The organism is Bradyrhizobium sp. Ash2021 (assembly GCF_031202265.1).
Lineage (GTDB): Bacteria > Pseudomonadota > Alphaproteobacteria > Rhizobiales > Xanthobacteraceae > Bradyrhizobium.
This window is the reverse complement of sequence record NZ_CP100604.1, coordinates 7,449,258-7,471,919: the sequence shown is the minus strand read 5'-3', so window position 1 is coordinate 7,471,919 and position 22,662 is coordinate 7,449,258. Positions and strand designations below refer to the sequence as shown.

Below are 22,662 nucleotides of genomic sequence, written 5' to 3'. Positions count from 1 at the left end.
GTGAGCCCTTGATACGGTCGCGCGCCACCCGTGCCCCAACGCGGCCGCGGGCGGAAAGCCCCTGGCCGATGTAGACCGCTGCCGCAACTACCCGTCGCAGGCGGTCGTCGTCGATCCGTGCGAAGCATTGTCGCAGGATCGCAGCGTCACGGCATACCGCAGGATCGCCAGATGCCAGGCGCGTAGCGTTCTGGCGTGCCGCTGGCTTCCGTGAGCGGCTGGGCTCATCCGGGTTGGGCCTGCCCTGCAGCGACGGAATCCTCGCAAGCGCGCGGTGTGGGCCAGCTTTCGACCGGACATGCGATATCCTCATCGCCGATCTGCGCGATCGCGCCGGCGACCTCCGCCTTTGCGGGCTCGCCAAGTTCAACGAGGGGCAGGCGGGTCGCCGGAGACATGAAGCCGAGCAGGCAGAGCGCGTATTTCAGGGCGGCCGGGCTTTCCCTGGCGAGAGCGGCCGCCAGCGGCGCCAGCCGGTTCTGCAGGTATCGCGCGGTCTGTAGCCGCTCCTGCCTGCAGTTAGAAAAGATGGCCTGGCACAGTTCCGGCGCGACGTTCGATATCAGGGATAGGCAACCGTCCCCGCCATTGGCAACGAACGCCAGCGCCGTTGCGTCGTCCCCAGACAACAGTCGAAATCCTGCCGGCAGCTGTGGCCGCAAGCGCAGCAGCCGCACGATGTCGCCGGCGCCGTCCTTCAATCCGATGAAGCGCCTCGATTCGGCCAGCCGCAACAGCGTGTCGTCGGCCAATTCGCGCATGGTCCGGGCTGGAACGTCGTGCAGGATGATGGGCAGCCCGGTCGAGATCGCAATCGCCCGGAAGTGCGCGTGAATTCCGGCCTGCATCGGCTTGTTGTAATACGGCACGACCGAAAGCACCGCATCGGCACCGGCCGCTTCGGCGCGCTGTGTCAGCTCGATCGCCTGACTGGTCGAATTGGATCCGGCTCCGGCGATGACGCGGACACGGCCTCGCGCCACTTCGACGGCGGCGCGGATGATGCTTTCCTGTTCGGCTGGCGTCAGCGTGGAGCTTTCGCCGCCGGTTTCGCTGACCAGGATCGCGGTGACGCCGGCTTCAATCTGGCGCTCGCAAAGCTTTGCGAATACCGCCAGATCGACTGCACCCGTTTCATCGAAGGGGGTGGGAATATCGGGTATGTAGCCCGCCAGCCATGTGGCTGGATTTGAAGATGCGATCATTGGGATTTTACGCCGCGTTTTGCATCTCGCCAAAGCCTTGCCGAACGGCTGAAAGCACGAAGCCCTGCTGGCACCTGACACCGGCCTCGATCCGAAACCCCATCTGTTCGAGCTTGCCCCGGATTCGCAGGCCGGCGCCGGTTTCGTGGCAGTCGATCACGACCGCGATGGCGGCACTGGCGCCGAGGAATTGCGATATCCCGGTAAGCGCGGTTTCGATCGCCTGAAGGGAATTGTGGCCCGTGATCAGGCCGACCGCGTGCTGGCCTTTCGGGATCCGGCACGTCGTGGTGGTGGCTACCCGCATGAAACCGCGCCGGCGCAGCGCAACATACAGTTCCAGGCTGCCGCTGCCGGCAACAATGGCGCGATGCAGGATGGTCAAGCGCGTGAGCCCGATCATGGTATCGACGACCTGCTCCCGGTTCGAATCGGAATGAGGCTGACCCATCTTGCTCTCCTTGTGGGGAAGTCTGTCCGGCCTGTTACGCGACGTGCCGGGCTGTGGCGCCGGCGACCTGCGATGCGGGACCGGAAGCGGGCGTGCCGCCCATGTCGAGTTCGATTTCGAGTGCCAGTTCGACGATGGTTTCGGGATGGTGGCCGTTCTCGAACAGCGCGTATTTGACGGCTTGCGCGCGGTTGACGAACAGCCCGCCATAAAGGCCGTTCTGTTCCTGGGCGACCCAGTTGCCGCGCCTGTTCCTGCCGATGAAGACGATTGCAGACGGAGAACTACACGAGGGAGGTTCGGCGAGTTTCACGTTGGTATTCCTTCCAGAGATGGGGTAGTGCGCGCCCAATATGTTTCCCGCCGGATATGAAATCGAGCGTGACAAGGCGGCGATCTCATAGGAGCCGCATAAGCCAGGCGCCGTTAAAGCGATTGGTTGAGGCCGTTGACCAGCATGCAAATGGCGGCATAGGTCACCGTTTCATCCCACTGATTGAGTTCGGCATCGAGTGGAAGCTCGCGCCGGATGACGGCGATGCAGGCGCTGAGGATGGTGGACATCCACAGCAAGGCGGCCAGGCTCCTGCCGAAGCCGATGCCGCCGAACATCGCGAAAATCACCAGGATGAACATCCGCATGCCAAACCGGATCAACACCTGGGCCGATCGCAGTTTTCGCGGGTAATTTGACAGCCGTATCACGCGCGTAAATCCGGAAGCCGCAGAGGCAACAACTCGCGGCCTTACGCGAAATTATCGCTGCAGACCGGCTCGTAGAGCTGGTTCGTGTCCCGCGTCACGGCAGGAACGCTGGTCCGGATCGAGGGCGCGCTGATGCGCTCGACCTCGACGAATGCGCTCAATATCGCGAGCGCCAGGTCGGCGTGTCGGGCCTCGACCGATTGATCGAGCCAGTCCGGCAGCTCGCGCTCGCGCGACAGTGCGCAATACCATTCGCCTTCATCATAGGCGATGCGGCGAACCTGCCATTGCGGCAGTTCGAGATCGATCAGCGCCAGCGCCGCATCGGTCCAGCCGCCGGATTGAATCAGCCGCTCGACGTGCGCGGTCTTGGCGGTCTGTCCCTGGGAGGGAAAGCGGCGGCAGATTTTGCTGATGATCTCCGACATCAACGCGGCCGTCACCGCACCGGCGTCGCGAAGCCGGTCGACCAGTTCGCCGGGATTTTGATGTTCTGAAAGCAGCGGCATGACGTCATCTCGTTCAGGGCGCAGCCAAAGGTGCTGGCCACGCTGCCAAAATGGCCAAGAAGTCATTTGAAAACGAGAGGGAATGGAAGGCTGAGATATAGGAATTTCATAAGCGCGTATTTCGACAAAAAGCGACGCTACGTGCAAGACCACGATTTCGTCGGCGACTAGGTTAACTTGCGAATGTGACCGCCCGTGTTCGGGAAAATCGCGTCTTTATGGAATTCCTATAAAACTCAGCGTGCGGCCGCCTCGAAATCATACACCTGAAGTGGCACCTCACAGCCTGATACCGAAGGTCGGGATTGTTGCGGAGAGATCCCGCTCAATCGATTGAAACCGTCTTGCGATTGAAACCGTCTTGCCGCGCACGGATACGAGGCGCGAAAAGGAGCATCCCATGTTGGACATCGTCATGCTGGCGCTCGGCCTCGGCTTTTTCGCGGCGGGCATAGGCTACGCCTACGCCTGCGAACGGTTGTGAGAGGAGAGAGCCATGATTTTCGATTACTCGCTCGCCGGTCTCGTTTCGCTGGGTCTGCTGTTCTACCTGACCTACGCGCTGCTGCGCCCCGAGCGCTTCTGAACCTGCATCCAACGGCAATTCCCCAAAAGGCAATCCCATGACCGTCATCGGCTGGATTCAAATTCTTCTGTACTGCGCGATCGTGGTCGCGCTGGTGAAACCGCTCGGCTGGTACATGACGCGCGTCTTCAACGGCGAGCGCACGTTCCTGTCTCCGATCCTGCGGCCGGTCGAGGCCTCCCTGTACTGGATCGGCGGCGTCGATGAGAAGCGCGAGCAGCATTGGCTGACCTATACGGTCGCGATGCTGCTGTTCCATGTCGGCGGCTTCCTGATCATCTACGGTCTGATGCGGCTGCAGGCGCTGCTGCCGTTCAATCCGGCCGAACAATCCGCCGTCGCGCAGGATCTGTCGTTCAATACCGCGATCTCCTTCATCACCAATACCAACTGGCAGAACTACGGCGGCGAGAGCACGCTGTCCTATCTGGTGCAGATGCTCGGCCTGACGCATCAGAACTTCCTCTCGGCTGCGACCGGCATCGCGCTGGCGGTGGCACTGATCCGCGGCTTCTCGCGCTCCTCGATGCGCACCATCGGCAATTTCTGGGTCGACGTGACGCGCTGCACCCTCTATGTGCTGCTGCCGATCTGTATTGTCTACACGCTGTTCCTGGTCTCGCAGGGCATGCCGCAGACGCTTGGCGCCTATGTCGACGCCACCACACTGGAAGGCGCCAAGCAGACCATCGCGGTCGGCCCGGTCGCCTCGCAGGTCGCGATCAAGATGCTGGGCACCAATGGCGGCGGCTTCTTCAACGCCAACGCCGCGCACCCCTTCGAAAACCCGACGGCGCTGTCGAACTTCGTGCAGATGATTTCGATCTTCGCGCTCGGCGCCTCCCTGACCAACGTGTTCGGCCGCATGGTCGGCAACCAGCGCCAGGGCTGGGTGATTCTGGCCGTGATGGGCGTGCTGTTCCTGTCAGGCGTCGCCGTCACCTATTGGGCCGAAGCCAACGGCACCTCGGCGCTGAGCGCGCTCGGCCTGACCGGCGGCAATATGGAAGGCAAGGAAGTCCGCTTCGGCATCGTCGCGTCCTCGCTGTTCGCCGTGATCACCACGGCGGCGTCCTGCGGCGCGGTCAACGCCATGCATGACTCATTTACCGCGCTCGGCGGCATGATCCCGCTGATCAACATGCAGCTCGGCGAAATCATCGTCGGCGGCGTCGGCGCCGGCCTTTACGGCATGCTGCTGTTCGTCGTGTTGGCGATCTTCGTCGCCGGCCTGATGGTCGGCCGCACGCCGGAATATGTCGGCAAGAAGATCGAGGCGCGCGAGGTCAAGATGGCAATGCTCGCCATCCTGGTGTTGCCGCTGATGTATCTGGGCTGGACCTCGGTGGCTGTGGTGCTGCCGTCGGCGGTCGCATCGATGGCCAATTCCGGCCCGCATGGGTTCACCGAGGTGCTCTATGCCTATACTTCGGCGACCGGGAACAACGGCTCGGCCTTTGGGGGCCTGACCGGCAACACCTTCTTCTACAATCTGACGCTCGCCTGTTCGATGTTCGTCGGCCGCTTCTTCATGATCGTGCCGGCGATGGCGCTGGCGGGCTCGCTCGCCAACAAGAAATCGATCCCGCCCTCGGCCGGCACCTTGCCGACCACGGGCGGCCTGTTCGTCGGCCTGGTCGTCGGCGTGATCCTGATCATCGGCGGTCTAACTTTCTTCCCGGCGCTGGCGCTCGGGCCGATCGTCGAGCACCTCGCTGGCAACGCCAATACCCTGTTCTGATCGAACGCATTTCGGAGTTACGCCCATGGAAACCATGAAACTGCAGAAAAAGGCGACGGCCTCGGCAATGCTCGATCCCAAAATCGTGGTGCCTGCGATCCGCTCGGCCTTCGTCAAGCTCGACCCGCGGCTGATGATCAAGAACCCCGTGATGTTCGTGGTCGAGACCGTGGCCGCGCTGACCACGGTGATCTTCGTTCGCGATCTGGCGACGGGCGGCGCAAGCCTCGGCTTCACCTTCCAGATCATTCTGTGGCTGTGGTTCACGGTCCTGTTCGCCAATTTCGCCGAAGCCGTTGCCGAAGGCCGCGGCAAGGCGCAGGCGGAGTCGCTGCGGAAGACCCGCACCGAGAGTCAGGCCAAGTTGCTGACCGGTTCCGACAAGACCTTTCGTCTGATCTCCGGTACCAGCCTCAAGGTCGGCGACATCGTGCTGGTCGAGGCCGGCGACAATATTCCGTCCGACGGCGAGGTGATCGAAGGCGTCGCTTCCGTCAACGAAGCCGCCATCACCGGCGAATCCGCGCCCGTGATCCGCGAATCCGGCGGCGACCGCTCGGCGGTCACCGGCGGCACGCAGGTATTGTCCGACTGGATCCGGGTCCGCATCACCGCGGCACAGGGCTCGACCTTCATCGACCGCATGATCAAGCTGGTGGAAGGCGCCGAGCGGCAGAAGACGCCGAACGAGATCGCGCTCAACATCCTGCTGGCGGGCCTCACCATCATCTTCGTGTTCGCGACCGTGACGATCCCGAGCTATGCGACCTATGCCGGCGGCTCGATTTCCGTTGTCGTGCTGGTGGCGCTGTTCGTGACGCTGATCCCGACCACCATCGGCGCGCTGTTGTCGGCGATCGGCATCGCCGGCATGGACCGGCTGGTGCGCTTCAACGTGCTGGCAATGTCCGGCCGCGCGGTGGAAGCCGCCGGCGACGTCGATACCCTGCTGCTCGACAAGACCGGCACTATTACGCTGGGCAACCGGCAGGCAACGGCGTTTCGCCCGGTGCGCGGCGTGACCGAGCAGGAGTTGGCGGACGCGGCGCAACTTGCCTCGCTCGCCGACGAAACCCCGGAAGGCCGCTCGATCGTCGTTCTGGCCAAGGAAAAATACGGTATCCGCAGCCGCGATATGGCGGAACTCAACGCCACATTCGTTCCGTTCACCGCGCAAACCCGGATGAGCGGCGTCGATGCCGGCGCGTCGTCGGTCCGCAAGGGAGCGGTCGATGCGATCCTGAATTACGTCAATGGCGGGAGCCACATCGTCGCGTCAGGAAACACGGTGCGTGCGATCCAGTCGGCGGGGCTGACGGATGTCGCGCGCGAGATCCAGGCGATTTCCGACGAAATCGCCAAGTCGGGCGGAACCCCGCTCGCGGTCGCCAAGGATGGACGTCTGCTTGGCGTCGTGCAGCTCAAGGATATCGTCAAGGGCGGCATCCGCGAGCGATTTGCCGAACTGCGCCGGATGGGTATTCGCACCGTGATGATCACCGGCGACAACCCGATGACTGCGGCTGCGATTGCCGCCGAAGCCGGCGTCGATGATTTCCTGGCGCAAGCGACACCCGAAGACAAGCTGAAGCTCATTCGCGACGAGCAGGCCAAGGGAAAATTGGTGGCGATGTGCGGCGACGGCACCAACGACGCGCCTGCGCTCGCGCAAGCCGACGTCGGTGTCGCCATGAACACGGGAACGCAGGCCGCGCGCGAGGCCGGCAACATGGTCGACCTCGATTCCAACCCGACCAAGCTGATCGAGGTGGTCGAGATCGGCAAGCAATTGCTGATGACCCGCGGCGCACTCACCACCTTCTCGATCGCCAACGACGTGGCGAAATATTTCGCCATTATCCCGGCGATCTTCCTGGCGTTCTATCCGCAGCTCGATGCGCTCAATATCATGCATCTGGCGAGCCCGCAGAGCGCGATCCTGTCGGCGATCATCTTCAACGCGCTGATCATCATTGGGCTGATTCCGCTGGCGCTAAAGGGCGTGGCCTATCGTGCCATCGGCGCCGGCGCGCTGTTGCGCCGTAACCTGATGATCTACGGCGTCGGCGGCATCATCATTCCCTTCATCGGCATCAAGGCCATCGACCTCGTGGTCGCGGCCTTGCACCTGGTCTAACCACACGCGTCATTGCGAGGAGCGAAGCGACGAAGCAATCCACTCTTTCTTTGCGGCTCCATGGATTGCTTCGCTTCGCTCGCAATGACGGTCACTAAGGAGATACGGTTATGTTAAGAGAATTCCGTCCCGCCATCATCATCCTGGTCCTGCTCACGCTGATCACGGGCCTTGCCTATCCCCTCGCCATGACCGCGATTGCCGGCGTGATCTTTCCGAAGCAAGCGCAGGGCAGCCTGATCGAGAAAGACGGCAAGGTGGTTGGCTCCGCCCTGATCGGCCAGGAGTTCAAGGACGACAAGTATTTCCACGGCCGGCCCTCGGCGACCTCGGCGCCGGACCCGGCCGATTCGACCAAGACCGTTCCCGCGCCGTATAATGCGGCCAATTCCGGCGGCTCCAACCTCGGCCCGACCAGCAAGGCGCTGAACGACCGGGTCAAGGAAGACGTCGAGAAGCTGAAGGCGGAAAACCCGTCCGCCGCGGTGCCGGTTGATCTCGTCACCACGTCCGGCAGCGGCCTCGATCCCGACATCTCGCCGGAAGCCGCGCTGTTCCAGGTGCCCCGTGTCGCGAAGGCCCGGAACATGCCGGAAGACCTGGTCCGCCAGTTGGTCGTGATGAGCACCGAGGGCCGCCTCGTCGGGCTGCTTGGCGAACCCCGCGTTAACGTATTGGCGCTGAATCTGGCCCTTGACCGTGCCGCGACGAAGTAGCGCCGCTAGGCTGGATGCGTCATAAGGACTATATTTGACGCATGGTCCAGCAGCGCCGCGATTCCGAACAACGCCCCTCGCCGGAGGCCCTGCTGGAGGCAGCCCGGCGCGAGGACAGCCGTGCCGGGCGGCTCAAGATCTTCGTCGGCGCCGCTCCCGGCGTCGGCAAGACCTATGAAATGCTGCAGAGCGCGCGCGCCAAATTGAAGGCCGGTGCCGACGTCGTCGTTGGCGTCGTCGAGACGCACGGGCGGGTCGAGACCGAGGCGCTGCTGGTCGGCCTTGAGGTTCTCCCGCGCAAGCGGCTCGAATACAAGGACCAGATGCTCGAGGAGATGGACCTCGACGGGCTGATTGCGCGCCATCCGCGGATCGCGCTGGTCGATGAACTCGCCCACACCAATGCGCCGGGCAGCCGCCATCCCAAGCGCTACCTCGACGTCGAGGAACTGCTCTCCCACGGCATCGACGTCTATACCGCGGTCAATATCCAGCACATCGAAAGCCTCAACGACGTGGTCGCGCAGATCACCCATGTGCGGGTGCGCGAAACCGTGCCGGACTCGGTGTTCGACCGCGCCGACGCAATCGAGCTGATCGATCTCACGCCGGACGATCTGATCCAGCGGCTGAGGGAAGGCAAGGTCTACGTCCCGAAACAGGCCGAGCGCGCGCTCGAGCATTATTTCTCGCCGGGCAATCTCACCGCGCTGCGCGAGCTCGCCTTGCGCCGGACCGCCGAGCGCGTCGACGAACAGTTGCTCAACCATATGAAGGCCAACGCGATCGCGGGCCCCTGGGCCGCGGGCGAACGCATCCTGGTCTGCATCAGCGAGGATCCGCGGTCGGCGGGGCTCGTGCGCTACACCAGGCGATTGGCGGACCGCCTGCATGCGCCCTGGACCGCCCTCAGCATCGAGACGCGGCGCAGCCTGCAATTGACCGACGAGCAGCGCGACCGGCTGGCCGACACGCTGCGGCTGGCCGAAGCGCTGGGCGGCGAGGCGCTCACCATTCCCGCTGTCGGGCGGCGTATTGCGGACGACGTGATCGGATTCGCGCAAGCCAACAACGTGACCCAGATCATCATCGGGAAGTCGACACGCACTTGGTGGTTCGAACTCAGGCGTGGCTCGGTCGTGCATGATCTGGTGCGGCGCGCCGGCAATATCAGCGTCAACGTGATCGCCGGCGAGGAGCTCGCTGCGGAGCCGGTTCCGAAGAAGACCGTGCGCGCGGCCGAGCGGCCCGAATCGTTCGATCCCAAGCCATATCTGATGGCGCTGCTGATCGTGGCCGTCGGCCTTGGCGCTGCCGAACTGATCCAGCCGATGTTCGGCATCGAGAACGTCGATCTGGTGTTCCTCACGGCCGTGGTCGGCGTCGCGGTTCGTTACGGGTTGTGGCCGTCGCTGTTCGCCAGCGTCGCGGCGTCGCTATCCTACAACTTCTTCTTCCTGCCGCCGGTCTATACCTTCACCATTACCGATCCGACCAATGTCGCGGCGTTCTTCTTCTTCATGCTGATCGCGATTCTGGTTTCCAACGTCGCCGCGCGCGTGCGCACCCAGGCGGACTCCGCGATCGGCCGGGTGCGCACCACGGAGTCGCTGTACGCCTTCAGCCGGAAGCTCGCGGGCACGGCGACGCTGGACGATGTGCTGTGGGCGACCGCCTATCAAACGGCGCTGATGCTGAAGGTGCGGGTGGTGTTGCTGTTGCCCGAAGAGGGCGTCCTTACCGTCAAGACCGGCTACCCGCCCGAGGACGAACTCGACAAGGCCGACCTTGCCGCGGCGCACTGGGCGTGGGGCAACGATCGCGCGGCCGGGCGCGGTGCGGATACGCTGCCGGGCGCCAAGCGCCTGTTTCTGCCGATGCGAACCGGACGCGGGCCGATCGGTGTCATCGGCATCGACGACGACAAGACCGGACCGCTGCTGACGCCGGACCAGCGCCGGCTGCTCGATGCGCTGATGGATCAGGGCGCGCTCGCGATCGAACGCGTGCAGCTGGTCGAGGATATGGACCGGGTCAAGCGCACCGTGGAATCCGATCGCCTGCGATCGGCGCTATTGACCTCGATCTCGCACGATCTGAAAACGCCGCTGGCCTCGGTGCTGGGCGCTGCCAGCACGATGCGCGATCTTGCCAGCGGCCTGAGCGATGCCGAAAAGCGCGATCTGCTGGCAACCGTGATCGACGAGTCCGAACGGCTCAACCGCTTCATCGCCAATCTGCTCGACATGACCAAACTGGAATCCGGCGCCATCGTGCCTAATACCGCGTTGCACGATGTGGGCGAGATCGTCGGCAGCGTGTTGCGGCGCGCCAGCAAAATTCTCGCGAGCCACAGGATTTCGCTGGAACTCGCGGCCGATTTGCCGATGCTGGAACTCGACGCCGTCCTGTTCGAGCAGGTGCTCTTCAACCTGCTCGACAACGCGGCGAAATACGCGCCCGCCGACACCACGATTTCGATCAGGAGTCTGCGGGAAAGGGATTTTGTATCCCTGCAAATCATCGACGAGGGCGACGGGTTTCCGCCGGCGAAGCTGGAGATGGTATTTGACAAGTTCTACCGCGCGCAAAAGGGCGACCATGTCCGCCCCGGCACCGGGCTTGGCCTGGCGATTTCGCGCGGTTTCGTCGAGGCGATGCGCGGCACGATCCTGGCCGCCAACCGCACCGACCGGAGTGGCGCCGTGCTGACCATTCGGCTTCCGATTCCGGCGGCATCAAACGCATTGGACACCGCCGCATGAGCGCCGCACCGATCAAGGTTCTCGTCATCGACGACGAGCCGCCGATCCGCAAGCTGTTGCGGATGGGGTTGAGCACGCAGGGTTACGAGATCCTGGAAGCCTCCAATGGCAAGATCGGGCTCGAATTGCTGGCGCAGGATCCCGCCCTCATCATTCTCGATCTCGGCTTGCCGGACATCCAGGGCCATGACTTGCTGCGCATGATTCGCGGGCGCAACGACAGCGTCCCGGTCGTTGTGCTGTCGAGCCGCGGCGACGAGGCCGGAAAGGTCCAGGCGCTCGATCTCGGCGCCGACGACTATCTCACCAAGCCGTTCGGCATGGACGAACTGCTGGCGCGGATGCGCGCGGCGTTGCGGCATCAATTGCAGGTTCATGGAGAGCGTCCGGTATTTCGATCGGGCGACCTTGCGGTCGACCTGGTGCGCCGAATCGTCAAGGTCGGCGAGAAGGACGTCAAACTGTCACCCAAGGAGTATGAGCTGTTGCGCGTGCTGGTGCAGCACGCCGGCAAGGTGCTGACCCACCGGTTTCTGCTGAAGGAGCTTTGGGACGAACTGACCGACGCACAATATCTGCGGGTTTATGTTCGCCAGCTCCGGCAGAAGATCGAGACCGACCCGGAGCGTCCGCAATTCGTGCTGACCGAAACCGGCATCGGCTATCGGCTGCGCGCGCCGGACTAGGTTGCCAAAGCCACGTATCATCCGAGACCGGATCAATGCTAGGATGCGTCCTCTTGGAGCGACCATGAAAATTTCCGATTTGCTGTCGCCAGCGGACGTCGCGATCGACGTGCGTGCTTCGAACAAGACGTTGCTGTTGCAGGAATTCGCAACCAGGGCCGCGGCTGGTCCTGGTCTGCCCGCCGATCGGGTTGCGTCCTACCTGCTCAAGCGGGAAGAACTGGGATCGACCGGAATAGGCAAGGGCGTTGCCATCCCCCATGCCCGGTTGCCGGATCTACAGCGCCCCTGTGGGCTGCTTGCGAAACTGAAGCAACCGATCGAATTCGACGCCATCGACGGGCAAGCGGTGGACATCCTGTTCGTTCTGTTGTTGCCCGCGGCTGCGGAGACCGAAGCGCTCGCGGCACTCGCGCTGGTGGCCCGGACGCTGCGGCCGCCGGAGAATCTCGCGCGATTGCGGGCCGCCAAAACCGCATCCGAGCTTTATGCGGCGATCGCCTGAGGGCCGCGCACCTCGCCGGCGCGGTCCGGAACTTTCGCGAGTGACGCCGATTGTTTCCCGGCAATCGGGAGAAACACCATGGCACGAAAATACTCGAAGAAAGCTTCCGCCGATGTCAAGCGCGCGATGAAGAAGCGCAAGGCCGGAACGTTGAAGAGCGGCCGGTCCGGCAAGACGGCCAAGAGCCGCAAGCAGGCGATTGCGATCGGGCTGTCCGAGGCGAGGGCGAAGGGCAGGAAAGTGCCGAAGAAGGCGTCCCGGAAGCGGACGGTGGCCAAGGCGCGTAAAGCCGCTTGACGGCAACCGGGCCTTTCCAACCGGCGCAAGGAGCCACTAAACTCTCCGGGGCGAATTCGCGACCCCGCGGCGCGTTTCGCCCGAGTCGTGCAGTTCGAGTTGGGAACGTCGACCGTGTGAGGCTTGACCGTGTCGCTGAGAAACCTGTCCACGTACCGGAAGAAACGTGATTTCGAAAAGACCGACGAGCCCTCCGGCGAGGTCAAGGTCGCGCCTGCAAAACACCGCCGCTTCGTGATCCAGAAGCATGATGCGACAAGGCTGCACTACGATCTCAGGCTGGAGTTCGACGGCGTCTTCAAGTCCTGGGCGGTGACGCGCGGTCCATCGCTCGATCCGCACGACAAGCGGCTGGCGGTCGAGGTCGAGGATCACCCGCTCGATTACGGCGATTTCGAAGGCACGATCCCCGAGAGCGAATATGGCGGCGGCACCGTGCAGCTCTGGGACCGCGGTTACTGGGAATCCGACGATCCCGACCGCGGCTTCAAGAAGGGCGATCTGAAATTCACCCTGCACGGCGAAAAGCTGCACGGCAGCTGGGTGCTGGTGCGGATGAAGGGCGATCGCTACGGCGGCAAGCGGACCAACTGGCTGTTGATCAAGCACCGCGACGCGTTTGCGAAGGAAGGCGAGGCCAACGCGTTCGTCAATGCGGATCTCTCGGTCGCATCGGGGCGATCGATGGCCGAGATTGCCGAGGGCAAGGGCAAGGCGCCAAAGCCGTTCATGCTGGCAAAGGGCGGCAAGACCAAAGCCGACGCGGTCTGGCATTCCAATCGCGGCGAGGCGGCCGAGGCCCGCGCCAAAACCAAGGCGCCGTCGCCCAAGGCGCGCGCTGCCGCAAAAGCACCGAAGGCCAAAAGAGTCTCGTCGATCCCGGATTTCGTCGCCCCGCAGCTTTGCGCCTCGGTCGAGCGCCCGCCGAATTCGGATGGCTGGTGCCATGAGATCAAATTCGACGGCTACCGCGTGCAGTTGCGCGTTGAGGACGGCGATGCGGCGCTGAAGACCCGCAAGGGGCTGGACTGGACCGAAAAATTCCAAGGCATCGCCAAAGCCGCAACATCGCTTCCCGACGCGTTGATCGACGGCGAGATTGTCGCGCTCGATCCCAACGGCGCGCCGGATTTTTCGACGCTGCAGGCCGCAATTTCCGACGGCAAGACGGGCGGGCTCATCTTCTTTGCGTTCGATCTGCTGTTTGCCGGCGGCGAAGATCTGCGCCCGCTGCCGCTCGTCGAACGCAAGGCGCGGCTGAGGAAATTGCTGGAGGCGCGCAAGGGCAAAAACGGACCGATCCGCTATGTCGAACATTTCGACGATCGCGGCGATACCGTGCTGGAGTCGGCCCGCAGGCTGTCGCTGGAAGGCATCGTCTCCAAGAAGCTCGATGCGCCCTATCGCTCCGGCCGCTCCGAGCACTGGACCAAGGCCAAGTGCCGCGCCGGGCACGAGGTCGTCCTGGGCGGCTGGAAAACCACCAACGGCAAATTCCGTTCGCTGATGGCCGGCGTCTATCGCGGCGATCATCTGGCCTTTGTCGGTATCGTCGGCACAGGCTTCGGGCAGGACACGGTTCGCCGCATCATGCCGGCGCTGAAGGCGGCGGCGTCGGACAGGAGCCCGTTCGGCGGCAAGGACGCGCCGAAGAAAACCCGCGACGTGCATTGGCTGAAGCCTGAACTGGTCGCCGAAATCGAATTCGCAGGCTGGACCGACGGCGGCAATATCCGGCAGGCGGCGTTCAAGGGCCTTCGGCAGGACAAGCCCGCCATCGAGGTGGAGGCGGAGAGACCATCGATGACCAAGCTTACCAGACCGGCCGGGAAAGCCGCGACGACAGCCGCACGGCCGGCGGCGAAGAAATCCGCCGAAGTAATGGGCGTCGTGATCTCGAAGCCCGACAAGGAGCTGTGGCCGGACGCCGGCGACGGCGCCGGGGTGACGAAACTCGACCTTGCCCGATACTTCGAATCGGTCGGCGAATGGATGATCGGCTATTTGAAAGGCCGGCCATGCTCCGTGGTCCGCGCGCCGGATGGCATCAACGGCGAAAAGTTCTTTCAGCGTCACGCGATGCCCAGCACGTCGAATCTGCTGGAACTCGTCAAAGTCTCCGGCGACCGCAAACCCTATTTGCAGATCGACCGGATCGAGGGGCTCGCGGCCGTGGCGCAGAGCGGTGGGCTCGAACTGCATCCCTGGAATTGCGCGCCGGATGCCTATGACGTGCCCGGGCGGCTGGTGTTCGATCTCGATCCGGCGCCGGAGGTTGATTTCTCCGAGGTCATCGAGGCCGCCAGGGAGATGCGGCAGCGGCTGACCGCGGTCGGGCTGGAGAGCTTTTGCAAGACCACCGGCGGCAAGGGCCTGCACGTGGTGACGCCGCTGCTTCACGGCGCCAGGGACAGGGTGACGTGGAAGGAAGCCAAGGCGTTTGCGCTGGGCATCTGCCAGTGGATGGCGAACGACAACGCCGAGCGCTATCTGCTCAACATGTCGAAGAAGATGCGCAAGGGAAAGATCTTCCTCGATTATCTCCGCAACGACCAGATGTCGACGGCGGTTGCGGTGTTGTCGCCACGGGCGCGCGAGGGCGCCACCGTCTCGATGCCGCTGAGCTGGACGCAGCTGCGCGGCGATCTCGATCCGAAGCGCTACGCCGTACGCACCGTGCCGGCGCTGCTGGCGAAGACCAAAGCGTGGGAAGGATATGAGGATGCGGCGTCATCGATAAAGGCGGCGATCAAGAAGCTGGGGACTCAGATCTGACTCCTGTCATTCCGGGACGCGACGTAATCGCGAACTCTGATGTGCAATTGCACATCAGAGAATCCCGAAGTTGTAGCGCGAGATTCCGGGTTCTCGCCGACGCGAGCCCCGGAATGACACTGTGCCTCAGAGCTTCCCGAGCAACAGCAATATCAGCAGAATCACGACCACCAGACCAAGCCCGCCACCGCCGTAATAACCGGTGCCATAAAACGGTCCGCCGCCGATGCCGCTGAAGCCGCCAAGCAGTGCGATGACGAGAATGATGAGAATGATCGTTCCGAGTGACATTGAAAGTTCTCCTCAGCCCAAAGGCCTGTTTGCTCTCTGCCTTCGCGAGGGAAACGAACGGCGACTGTGAAGGTTCCATTTGGTGCCGCGCGACGCGCGCACGGCTCTTCTTTTCGAACGATCTGGAATTACATGCTGTTGGGTCAAAGAGGATTTCAGCGATGTCTGCACCATTCGTCGTTTCGATTCCACATAGTCTCGGCCGCGAAGAGGCCACGCGCCGCCTGAAGACGGGGCTGACGCGCGCGGCTTCGAGCGTGCCGGTGTTGCAGGTCGATGAGGAAAGATGGGAGGACAATCGCATGGTCTTTCGCCTTCGCGCATTGGGACAAGCGGTCGCGGGCCAGGTCGATGTCGCCGACGATCATGTGCGCGTGGAGGTCGTGCTGCCGTGGTTGCTGCAGCGCTTTGCCGAAGCAGCCCAGGCTGCGATCCGCAATCGCGGCAGTCTGCTGCTGACGAAACGAGATTGATGCGTTGCGTTTGATTGTGCTTAGCAGCAACGAAAAGTTTTTCGAAGAACAGACGCACTCCGTAGTTTCATCAGCTTACTGGTAACGAATCTTGTGAGATCATGCAGGCCTGCGCGGGAGGAGGGAACCGACCTTCGTCGTCGGCACGACAACCGCCGGGCCGCCCGGCCATCGATCCCGGGCGGCCTTCGCATTTGCGAAAGGTCGGTTACGCGCGAATTCGTTGGCGCGCTGGCTTCGAAGCGCCGGCGACGCTGGCCTTGAGCACCGCAACCGGCAGATACCGGAAGAGAGTCGAAAGCTCGCTTTCGCCAGCTTCCGTCGCATATTCCTTGAGGTCGATCGCGCCATCGAAGGCATCGGCGCGCGGCCAGGTGCGTCCACCTTCCGTGAACGCCGCGCAGGATTTCGCGACCGCGACAATGGCTGCATCGCGGCCGCGCCGCCGCGCAAAGGCGATGACATGATCGCGATGCCGCCCGCTCACGCCCAGTGGCTGATAGTCGCCGTCGGCAAACACATCGGCGAGTTCGGTCCGCAGCTTCAGGAGCTGTCGGGTCCACGCCAGTTTCAAATGGCCGTTGCTCCAATGCCGCGCAAGGTGTTCCCAATCCGGTGTTTTGACGGAGCTCAGCACCGTAGCGCGCCCGGCAAAATCCACCGGCCGTCGGTTGTCCGGATCGACCAGCGAAAGATCCCAGAACTCGGTGCCCTGATAGAAGTCCGGCACACCGGGCATCGTTGCCTTCAGCGTAAGCTGGCCCAGCGAATTCAATGCCCCCAGAAGCGATACGCGCCGCGCCAGGGTTTCCAGCGAGTCCAGGAATTCGACTGAGATGGTGCGATCCAGAATCCGCGCGATAAAGGTCGTTATTCCCGCCTCATAGGCCTGGTGCGGATTGAGCCAGCTGGTTTCCTGCTTGCCTTCGCGCGCGGCCTTCAACGCATAGGCCTGCATTCGCTCCAGAAATTTGTCGTCGCCTGGTTGCCACGCGCCCAGCAGCGCCTGGTACAGCATGTATTCGAACGTCGCCGAGGGCGCGCGCATCGCGCCTGCGGTGACGAGATGCGACGCGTTGAAAATTTTCCAGCGCGCCACGGTGCTGGCCCATTCGCCGGGGATTTCGGCGAGCGCCATGATCCGTGCCCGCGCGTCCTCGCCACGCTTGGTATCGTGGGTCGCGGTTGCCGTCATGCCGTGCGGCCATTCCCTGGCGCGCGTCTGCATCATGGCGTGAAAGCCGTCGACGGAAAGCGCTTTCGCCGAGGGATCGCCGCCGACTTCGTTCATGGCCAGCAGCCGGTGGTAACGGTAGAACGTGGTGTCCTCGAGCGACTTGGCCATCAAGGGCCCGGTGAATTGCTGCACCTTCAAGGCAAAGCGCCGTACCCGCGGCGCGCTGTGCGCCGCGCGACCCGGCTTGATCAAATCCATGGTCAGGGTATCGCGCAGGAAGTCAAAAATGCCGTCGTCGGCGGCAAACCAGTCGGCCCGCGCGCGCTCGATCGTCGCAGATATCAGCGCGCGGTCATGCGCGGCCGAACCGGACGACGTCAGATAGGTACGATAAACCGGGAAATGCAGCACATAGAGTTCGAGCGCCTGCCGCAGGCTGTCGGCGGCATAGTCGCGGGTGGAGTAATGTCCGCTGGCGATCCGCGCCAGCAGGCGCGTCAGCACCGTGAATTCGCTGGTCAGCAGGGTTTCCAGCACCCGGCGCTTGGCATCCTTCAGGATGGGTTCGAGTTTCGGCGATTGATTGCTGATCTGCCGCCAAATCTCGTCGAGCGGCGCGAGGCCGTTGCCGTCGACCAGCACATGGGTAATCGCATTCATCCACTCATAGCCCGTGGTGCCGTGAACGCCGGCAAACGCATGCATCTTTTCATGCTCGCCGAGAATCTTTTCGATCACCAGATAGAACGGCCTGGCCGCGCCACCCTGGGCAGAACGGATCAGGCGGCGCAGGCGCTGAAAATATTGCGAGGGATCGCGCAGGCCGTCGATGTGGTCGAGGCGGAGGCCCTGCAGCGTTCCCTCCGCGATCAGCTTTTTGACCAGGCGATGGATGGCATCGAACGTGCCGGCATCCTCGACCCGCAATCCCGCCAGCGTGTTGATGTCGAAGAAGCGGCGGTAGTTGATGTCGCTGGAGGCCAGCCGCCAATGGCCGAGCCGGTAATGCTGGCGTTCGAGCAGGTGATGCAGCGCCAGCGTCGGCGCGGCGCGATCGGACCCGGCGCGGTAGGCGGCAAGCCCGCGTTCGATGATCGCAAGGGCTCCGGCGATCGCTTTCAGCTCCGCCTTGAAGGCGGGTGCTTCCTTGCGGTTGGGGTGACGCAATCCCCGGTAACGCGAGGCAAGGGCGAGGATGGCCTTGCCGGCCGGGCTGGCTTCAGCCGCGGCTTCCTTGACGATCGTGCGCAAAATTTCGCTGTAGCGTTCCGGCGCGATCGGCAGCCGATGCTCGAAATACCAGGCGGAAAAGCCACCTTCGGTCGCGTCATAGCGCAGCTCGATCTCGCCGCGCTCCAGCGCTTGTCCGTAGGACGAGCCGATGATCGGCATCAGCACGCCGCCGCGGGCGCGATACGGCAATTGCTCCCAGTCGACGTCGAACGACGCCGCATGCGGCGAGGCCGGACCCCATTCCAGCACATCCAGCCACCACGGATTATCGGCAAAATGCACGCCGACATGGTTGGGTACGAAATCGAGGATCAGCCCGAGATCTTGCTGCTTCAGCGCAGCGCTGAGCCGCGCGAAGCCGGCCTCGCCGCCGAGCTCGGGATTGAACCGGGTGTGGTCGACGATGTCGTAGCCATGCGTGCTGCCCTGGCGCGCCTTCATGAACGGCGAGGCGTAGACATGGGTGATCCCGAGCGCCTTCAGATAAGGCACGACGGCAGCTGCGGCGTCGAAGTCAAAATCCGCGGTGAGTTGCAGGCGGTAGGTCGCAATCGGGATCGCCGGAGGCATTTGACTATCCGATGTGCCAGCGCACCGACCATGCGGGCATGCTCGCACTCAACGCGCTACCCCACAGCAGGGTTCCCTGGATGTGAGGGGACGCATGGCTGACGCCGCGCTCCGACAGGTTGGCCGCGAGCCGCAGCGTGGTCCGGTCGCCCATGCGCCAGTTTGCCGTCAGCAAGCCATTGGCGGCCGCATGCGCTTCGCCAAAGCGGGCGCCCGCAAGCCGTGGCACGATTTCGCGACGGCGGATGCCGAGCAACTCCCGCACCAACGCCAGCCGCGTCCGTCCGGGCTCGCCGTCGCGGGCGGCCCAATCCAGCACCGCCGACCGGGCCGTCGATTGATCGAGCGGGTCGGGAATCCCGTCGCCATATCTGGCATAGGCGCTGGCGAACTCCCTGCGGCGTCCCTGGCGCACGGCATCCGCAAGGTCGCCGTGGAAATCGCAGAAGAACGGAAACGGCGCCTTCGAGCCCCATTCCTCGCCCATGAACAGCATCGGCACCATCGGCGCCAGCAGCGTGATCGCAAGCGCCGCTTCGATTGCCTTGGTGCTCACCGCGCTTGCGAGCCGGTCGCCGAGCGCGCGGTTACCGATCTGGTCGTGGTTCTGCAGGAAATTGACGAAGGCAATGGGCGAAAGCCCGCCGCTCGGCTCGCCGCGCGGTCGTCCGCGGCGATGCAGGGATGCCTCGCCCTGATAGACAAAACCGGCGCCGAGCGCGCGCGCGATATCGGCGAGCGGAGCGCGCTGATAGTCACGGTAATAGGCGTGGCTCTCGCCGGTCAGCAGCACATGCCAGGCGTGGTGGTAATCGTCGTTCCACTGGGCGCGGTATTGGCCATGCGGCGTCGCTTCACAGGGCGCAAGCAGGCTTGTGGCATTGTCGTCGTTTTCGAGCACCAGATGGATGTGGCGGCCGGTCTCAGCAGCAGGTTTCCCTGCTGCGAGGCTGAGATCATGCAGCATCGAGATTTCGCCAAGCTCGGCGATCGCATGCACGGCGTCCAGCCGCAGCCCGTCAAAGCGATATTCCTGCAGCCAACAGAGCGCGTTCTCGATCGCGAAATCGCGCACTTGCGCCACGCGGTAATCGATCGCGCTGCCCCAGGGCGTCTGCGCGTCCGTGAAGAAGCCCGGCGCATAGCGGCCGAGATAATTCCCCTCGGGGCCAAAATGATTATAGACCACGTCGAGCAGCACCATCAGCCCGCGCCCATGCGCTGCATCGATCAGCGCCTTGAGGTCGTCGGGGCGGCCATAGGCGCTGTCGGGTGCGTACCACAGCACGCCGTCGTACCCCCAGTTGCGGCGGCCGGCAAAATCCGCCAGCGGCATCAGTTCCAGCGCGGTGATGCCGGTTGCAACCAGGTGATCGAGCCTGTCGATCATGGCGCGGCAGGTGCCTTCGGGCGTGAAGGTGCCGACATGGGCTTCGAGTACGACCGCTTCGCACCACGGCCGTCCGCGCCAGTCGGTGGTCCGCCATCGATAGGCGGCGTGATCGACTATCTCGCTCGGGCCCGAGACATCCTCGGGCTGGAAGCCGGACGCCGGATCAGGGACGTCGATCTCGTCGTCGATGCGGAATTTATAGCGTGTGCCGGCGCCGACCCCGGCAATCTCGGCGGAGAACCAGCCATCCTCACCGCGCGTCAGGGCGTGAGGCTTCTCCAGCAGCAGATCGACACGCTTGGCAGCGGGCGCCCACAGCCGAAACAGCGTGCCGGCCTTCGTCAGCTGCGGGCCGAATTGCCGCGCATTCATACCGAGCCCGCAAAGGCGAGCACGGCGCGCGGCGGCGCCTTGCTGTCGGCCCCGGCGACGAAATCGGCGGAGATTTGTTTGCCGACGGCGGTGTTCAGAACCTGCCGCCAGCTCTTGTATCCGGTCGTCCTGGGCAATTTGAATGGAATCTCTTCGGGCGCTGCATTCAGAACGATAAAGATCGGCGCCTGACCTTGTTCCATCGGCCCCAGCACATAGGAGAGAAAGCGGCCTTCCGGGAAATTCCAGTCGGATTCCTTCATCTCTTCGGCGGCGGGTGTCAGCCACAATACGCCGTAGGAGCCGTCGGCGCGGCGGCCGTCGAGCCAGCGTTGGCAGCGAATCTGCCTGAAGTAGCGCCGCAACGCGGTCAGCTGAGCGATGAAATCGGTGAGGTCGTCGCCGTCCTTGCCGAGGTTGGCCCAGCCCACCCAGCCAACCTCGTTATCCTGGCAATAGGGATTGTTGTTGCCGGACTGCGAATTGCCGACCTCATCGCCGGCCAGAAGCAGCGGCGTACCCTGTGCCAGCAGCAAGCACGCGAGCTGATTCTTGCGCAGTTGACGGCGCAACCCGATGATCTCGGGATCGTCGGTCGGGCCCTCAATGCCGCAATTATTGCTGTGATTGTCGTTGGAGCCGTCGCGGTTTTCCTCGCCGTTGGCTTCATTGTGTTTCTCGTTATAGCTGAACAGGTCCGCCAGCGTAAAACCGTCATGGACGGTGATGTGATTGATGCCGGCGCGCGGCGCGCGGTTGTCGTGGTGAAACAGGTCGGACGAGGCGGTCATGCGGCGCGACACTTCGCCGATCAGGCTGCCTTCACCGCTCCAGTAGCGCCGCATGGAGCTGCGATAACGGTCGTTCCATTCCGACCATTGCGACGGGAACGCGCCGACCTGATAGCCGCCCAGGCCGAGGTCCCAGGGTTCGGCGACCATCTTCACCGTCGAGAGCACCGGATCCTGCCGGACGGCGGTGAGGAAGGCGGCGTTGCGGTCGTAACCGTTCGGCCCACGCGCCAGCGTGGTGGCGAGATCGAAGCGAAAGCCGTCGATGTGGCAGACCTCGACCCAGTAGCGCAGCGAATCCATCACCATCTGCAGCACGCGCGGATGGGTGAGGTTGACCGAGCTGCCGCAGCCGGTGAAGTCGTCGTAGTACCGCGGGTTCTCCCGGTTCAGCCAGTAATACGACGCGTTGTCGATGCCGCGGAACGACAGCGTCGGGCCCATATGGTTGCCTTCGGCGGTGTGGTTATAGACGACGTCGAGCATCACCTCGATGCCGGCGTCATGCAGCCGCGCGACCGTGGTGCGAAAGGAATCGAGCGCGTTGTCCTGCGCGTAACGCGGCTCCGGCGCGAAGAACGCCAGCGTATTGTAGCCCCAGTAATTCGACAGCTTTTTCTCCACCAGCACCCGGTCGTCGATCAGCCCGTGGATCGGCAGCAATTCGATGGTGGTAACGCCGAGACGCCGGAGATGATCGATCATCGCGGGCGAGGAAAGCCCGCCATAGGTGCCGCGCAGGTTCGGCGGCACGTCATCGCGCTTCTGGGTCAGGCCCTTGACGTGGGCCTCGTAGATAATGGTGTCTTCCCAGGGAATGTTGGGGCGGATTTCGCGGCGGCCCCAGTTGAAGGTCTCGTCGACCACGACCGCCTTCGGCATGCCGCGGGCATTGTCGCGGCGGTCGAAGGAAAGATCTTCGCGCGGGCTGCCGGTGCGGTAGGCGAAATGCGCATCGCTCCACACCAGCCGCCCGGCAAGCCGCTTGGCGTAGGGATCGAGCAGCAGTTTGTTGGCGTTGAAACGATGGCCGTGCTCAGGCGCATAGGGCCCGTAGACGCGATAGCCATAGAGCTGTCCGGGCGAGACGTCGTTGAGATAGCCGTGCCAGACGTCTTCGGTCCGTTCGGGCAATTCGATGCGCTCGAGCTCGCGGCGGCCCTGGCCGTCGAACAGGCAGAGCTCGACCTTCTCCGCATTGGCCGAGAAAAGCGCAAAGTTGGTACCGCGTCCGTCCCAGCTTGCGCCGAGGCGTGCGGCCGTTCCCGCGGTCAATCGCATGCA

20 protein-coding genes are annotated in these 22,662 nt (G+C 63.6%); 11 read left to right on the top strand and 9 right to left on the bottom strand.

What is annotated here, in order from left to right:
• Positions 1-224: 224 nt before the first annotated feature.
• The 5 genes from dapA to NL528_RS35940 all read right to left on the bottom strand — a co-directional run bounded on the left by dapA (position 225) and on the right by NL528_RS35940 (position 2,870).
• Positions 225-1,205: a 4-hydroxy-tetrahydrodipicolinate synthase gene (gene dapA / locus NL528_RS35960; RefSeq protein WP_309179112.1), complete on the bottom strand. Its 981-nt coding sequence runs from the start codon at positions 1,203-1,205 to the stop codon at positions 225-227.
• 7 nt (positions 1,206-1,212) lie between these two features.
• A complete protein-coding gene (locus NL528_RS35955; protein ID WP_309179111.1) occupies positions 1,213-1,656 on the bottom strand; it encodes a hypothetical protein in 444 nt (147 codons plus the stop codon).
• 34 nt (positions 1,657-1,690) lie between these two features.
• Positions 1,691-1,969 (bottom strand): hypothetical protein, encoded by a 279-nt coding sequence (locus NL528_RS35950; protein ID WP_309179110.1) that lies wholly within the window; start codon positions 1,967-1,969, stop codon positions 1,691-1,693.
• Between the two features lie 113 nt (positions 1,970-2,082).
• Entirely contained in the window at positions 2,083-2,361 is a 279-nt protein-coding gene (locus tag NL528_RS35945; protein WP_309179108.1) for a hypothetical protein, read from the bottom strand.
• A 41-nt stretch (positions 2,362-2,402) separates the two neighbouring features.
• Positions 2,403-2,870 (bottom strand): hypothetical protein, encoded by a 468-nt coding sequence (locus NL528_RS35940; protein ID WP_309179107.1) that lies wholly within the window; start codon positions 2,868-2,870, stop codon positions 2,403-2,405.
• A gap of 361 nt (positions 2,871-3,231) precedes the next feature.
• On the opposite strand from NL528_RS35940, the gene NL528_RS35935 reads away from it, so the two are divergent.
• The 10 genes from NL528_RS35935 (at position 3,232) to ligD (ending at position 15,078) form a co-directional block, all read left to right on the top strand.
• Positions 3,232-3,354, top strand: coding sequence for a hypothetical protein (locus NL528_RS35935; RefSeq protein WP_309179106.1), 123 nt, complete (start codon positions 3,232-3,234; stop codon positions 3,352-3,354).
• Between the two features lie 12 nt (positions 3,355-3,366).
• Positions 3,367-3,456: a K(+)-transporting ATPase subunit F gene (locus NL528_RS35930; protein ID WP_016846764.1), complete on the top strand. Its 90-nt coding sequence runs from the start codon at positions 3,367-3,369 to the stop codon at positions 3,454-3,456.
• Between the two features lie 37 nt (positions 3,457-3,493).
• Entirely contained in the window at positions 3,494-5,197 is a 1,704-nt protein-coding gene (gene kdpA / locus NL528_RS35925; protein WP_309179105.1) for a potassium-transporting ATPase subunit KdpA, read from the top strand.
• Positions 5,198-5,222: 25 nt separating this feature from the next.
• Positions 5,223-7,334, top strand: a complete 2,112-nt coding sequence (gene kdpB / locus NL528_RS35920; RefSeq protein ID WP_309179104.1) for a potassium-transporting ATPase subunit KdpB — start codon at positions 5,223-5,225, stop codon at positions 7,332-7,334.
• Positions 7,335-7,444: 110 nt separating this feature from the next.
• Positions 7,445-8,050 carry a K(+)-transporting ATPase subunit C gene (locus NL528_RS35915; RefSeq protein ID WP_309179103.1) on the top strand — a complete coding sequence of 202 codons (606 nt, stop codon included), beginning with the start codon at positions 7,445-7,447 and terminating at the stop codon, positions 8,048-8,050.
• Between the two features lie 41 nt (positions 8,051-8,091).
• A complete protein-coding gene (locus NL528_RS35910; protein ID WP_309179102.1) occupies positions 8,092-10,815 on the top strand; it encodes a sensor histidine kinase KdpD in 2,724 nt (907 codons plus the stop codon).
• On the top strand, positions 10,812-11,501 hold the full coding sequence (locus NL528_RS35905; RefSeq protein ID WP_074273714.1) for a response regulator: 690 nt from the start codon (positions 10,812-10,814) through the stop codon (positions 11,499-11,501). Before NL528_RS35910 ends, NL528_RS35905 begins: the two co-directional genes overlap by 4 nt.
• A 64-nt stretch (positions 11,502-11,565) precedes the next feature.
• Complete coding sequence (locus tag NL528_RS35900) at positions 11,566-12,006, top strand: PTS sugar transporter subunit IIA (RefSeq protein ID WP_309179100.1); 441 nt, start codon at positions 11,566-11,568, stop codon at positions 12,004-12,006.
• 78 nt (positions 12,007-12,084) lie between these two features.
• Complete coding sequence (locus NL528_RS35895; protein ID WP_375143926.1) at positions 12,085-12,303, top strand: DUF6496 domain-containing protein; 219 nt, start codon at positions 12,085-12,087, stop codon at positions 12,301-12,303.
• A 129-nt stretch (positions 12,304-12,432) separates the two neighbouring features.
• Positions 12,433-15,078, top strand: a complete 2,646-nt coding sequence (gene ligD, locus NL528_RS35890; RefSeq protein ID WP_309179099.1) for a DNA ligase D — start codon at positions 12,433-12,435, stop codon at positions 15,076-15,078.
• A 126-nt stretch (positions 15,079-15,204) separates the two neighbouring features.
• On the opposite strand, the gene NL528_RS35885 is transcribed toward ligD, so the two are convergent.
• Positions 15,205-15,369: a DUF3309 family protein gene (locus NL528_RS35885; RefSeq protein WP_074273717.1), complete on the bottom strand. Its 165-nt coding sequence runs from the start codon at positions 15,367-15,369 to the stop codon at positions 15,205-15,207.
• Positions 15,370-15,530: 161 nt separating this feature from the next.
• Here NL528_RS35885 and NL528_RS35880 point away from each other — a divergent pair, with 161 nt between their 5' ends.
• Entirely contained in the window at positions 15,531-15,842 is a 312-nt protein-coding gene (locus tag NL528_RS35880; RefSeq protein ID WP_309179098.1) for a polyhydroxyalkanoic acid system family protein, read from the top strand.
• 208 nt (positions 15,843-16,050) lie between these two features.
• Here NL528_RS35880 and treY read toward each other — a convergent pair whose 3' ends face one another.
• The 3 genes from treY to glgX are packed head-to-tail and all read right to left on the bottom strand — an operon-like array spanning position 16,051 to position 22,659.
• A complete protein-coding gene (gene treY / locus NL528_RS35875) occupies positions 16,051-18,822 on the bottom strand; it encodes a malto-oligosyltrehalose synthase (protein ID WP_309179097.1) in 2,772 nt (923 codons plus the stop codon).
• A 4-nt stretch (positions 18,823-18,826) separates the two neighbouring features.
• Positions 18,827-20,587, bottom strand: a complete 1,761-nt coding sequence (treZ, locus tag NL528_RS35870) for a malto-oligosyltrehalose trehalohydrolase (RefSeq protein WP_309179096.1) — start codon at positions 20,585-20,587, stop codon at positions 18,827-18,829.
• Complete coding sequence (gene glgX / locus NL528_RS35865) at positions 20,584-22,659, bottom strand: glycogen debranching protein GlgX (protein ID WP_309179095.1); 2,076 nt, start codon at positions 22,657-22,659, stop codon at positions 20,584-20,586. Before glgX ends, treZ begins: the two co-directional genes overlap by 4 nt.
• Positions 22,660-22,662 lie beyond the last annotated feature (3 nt).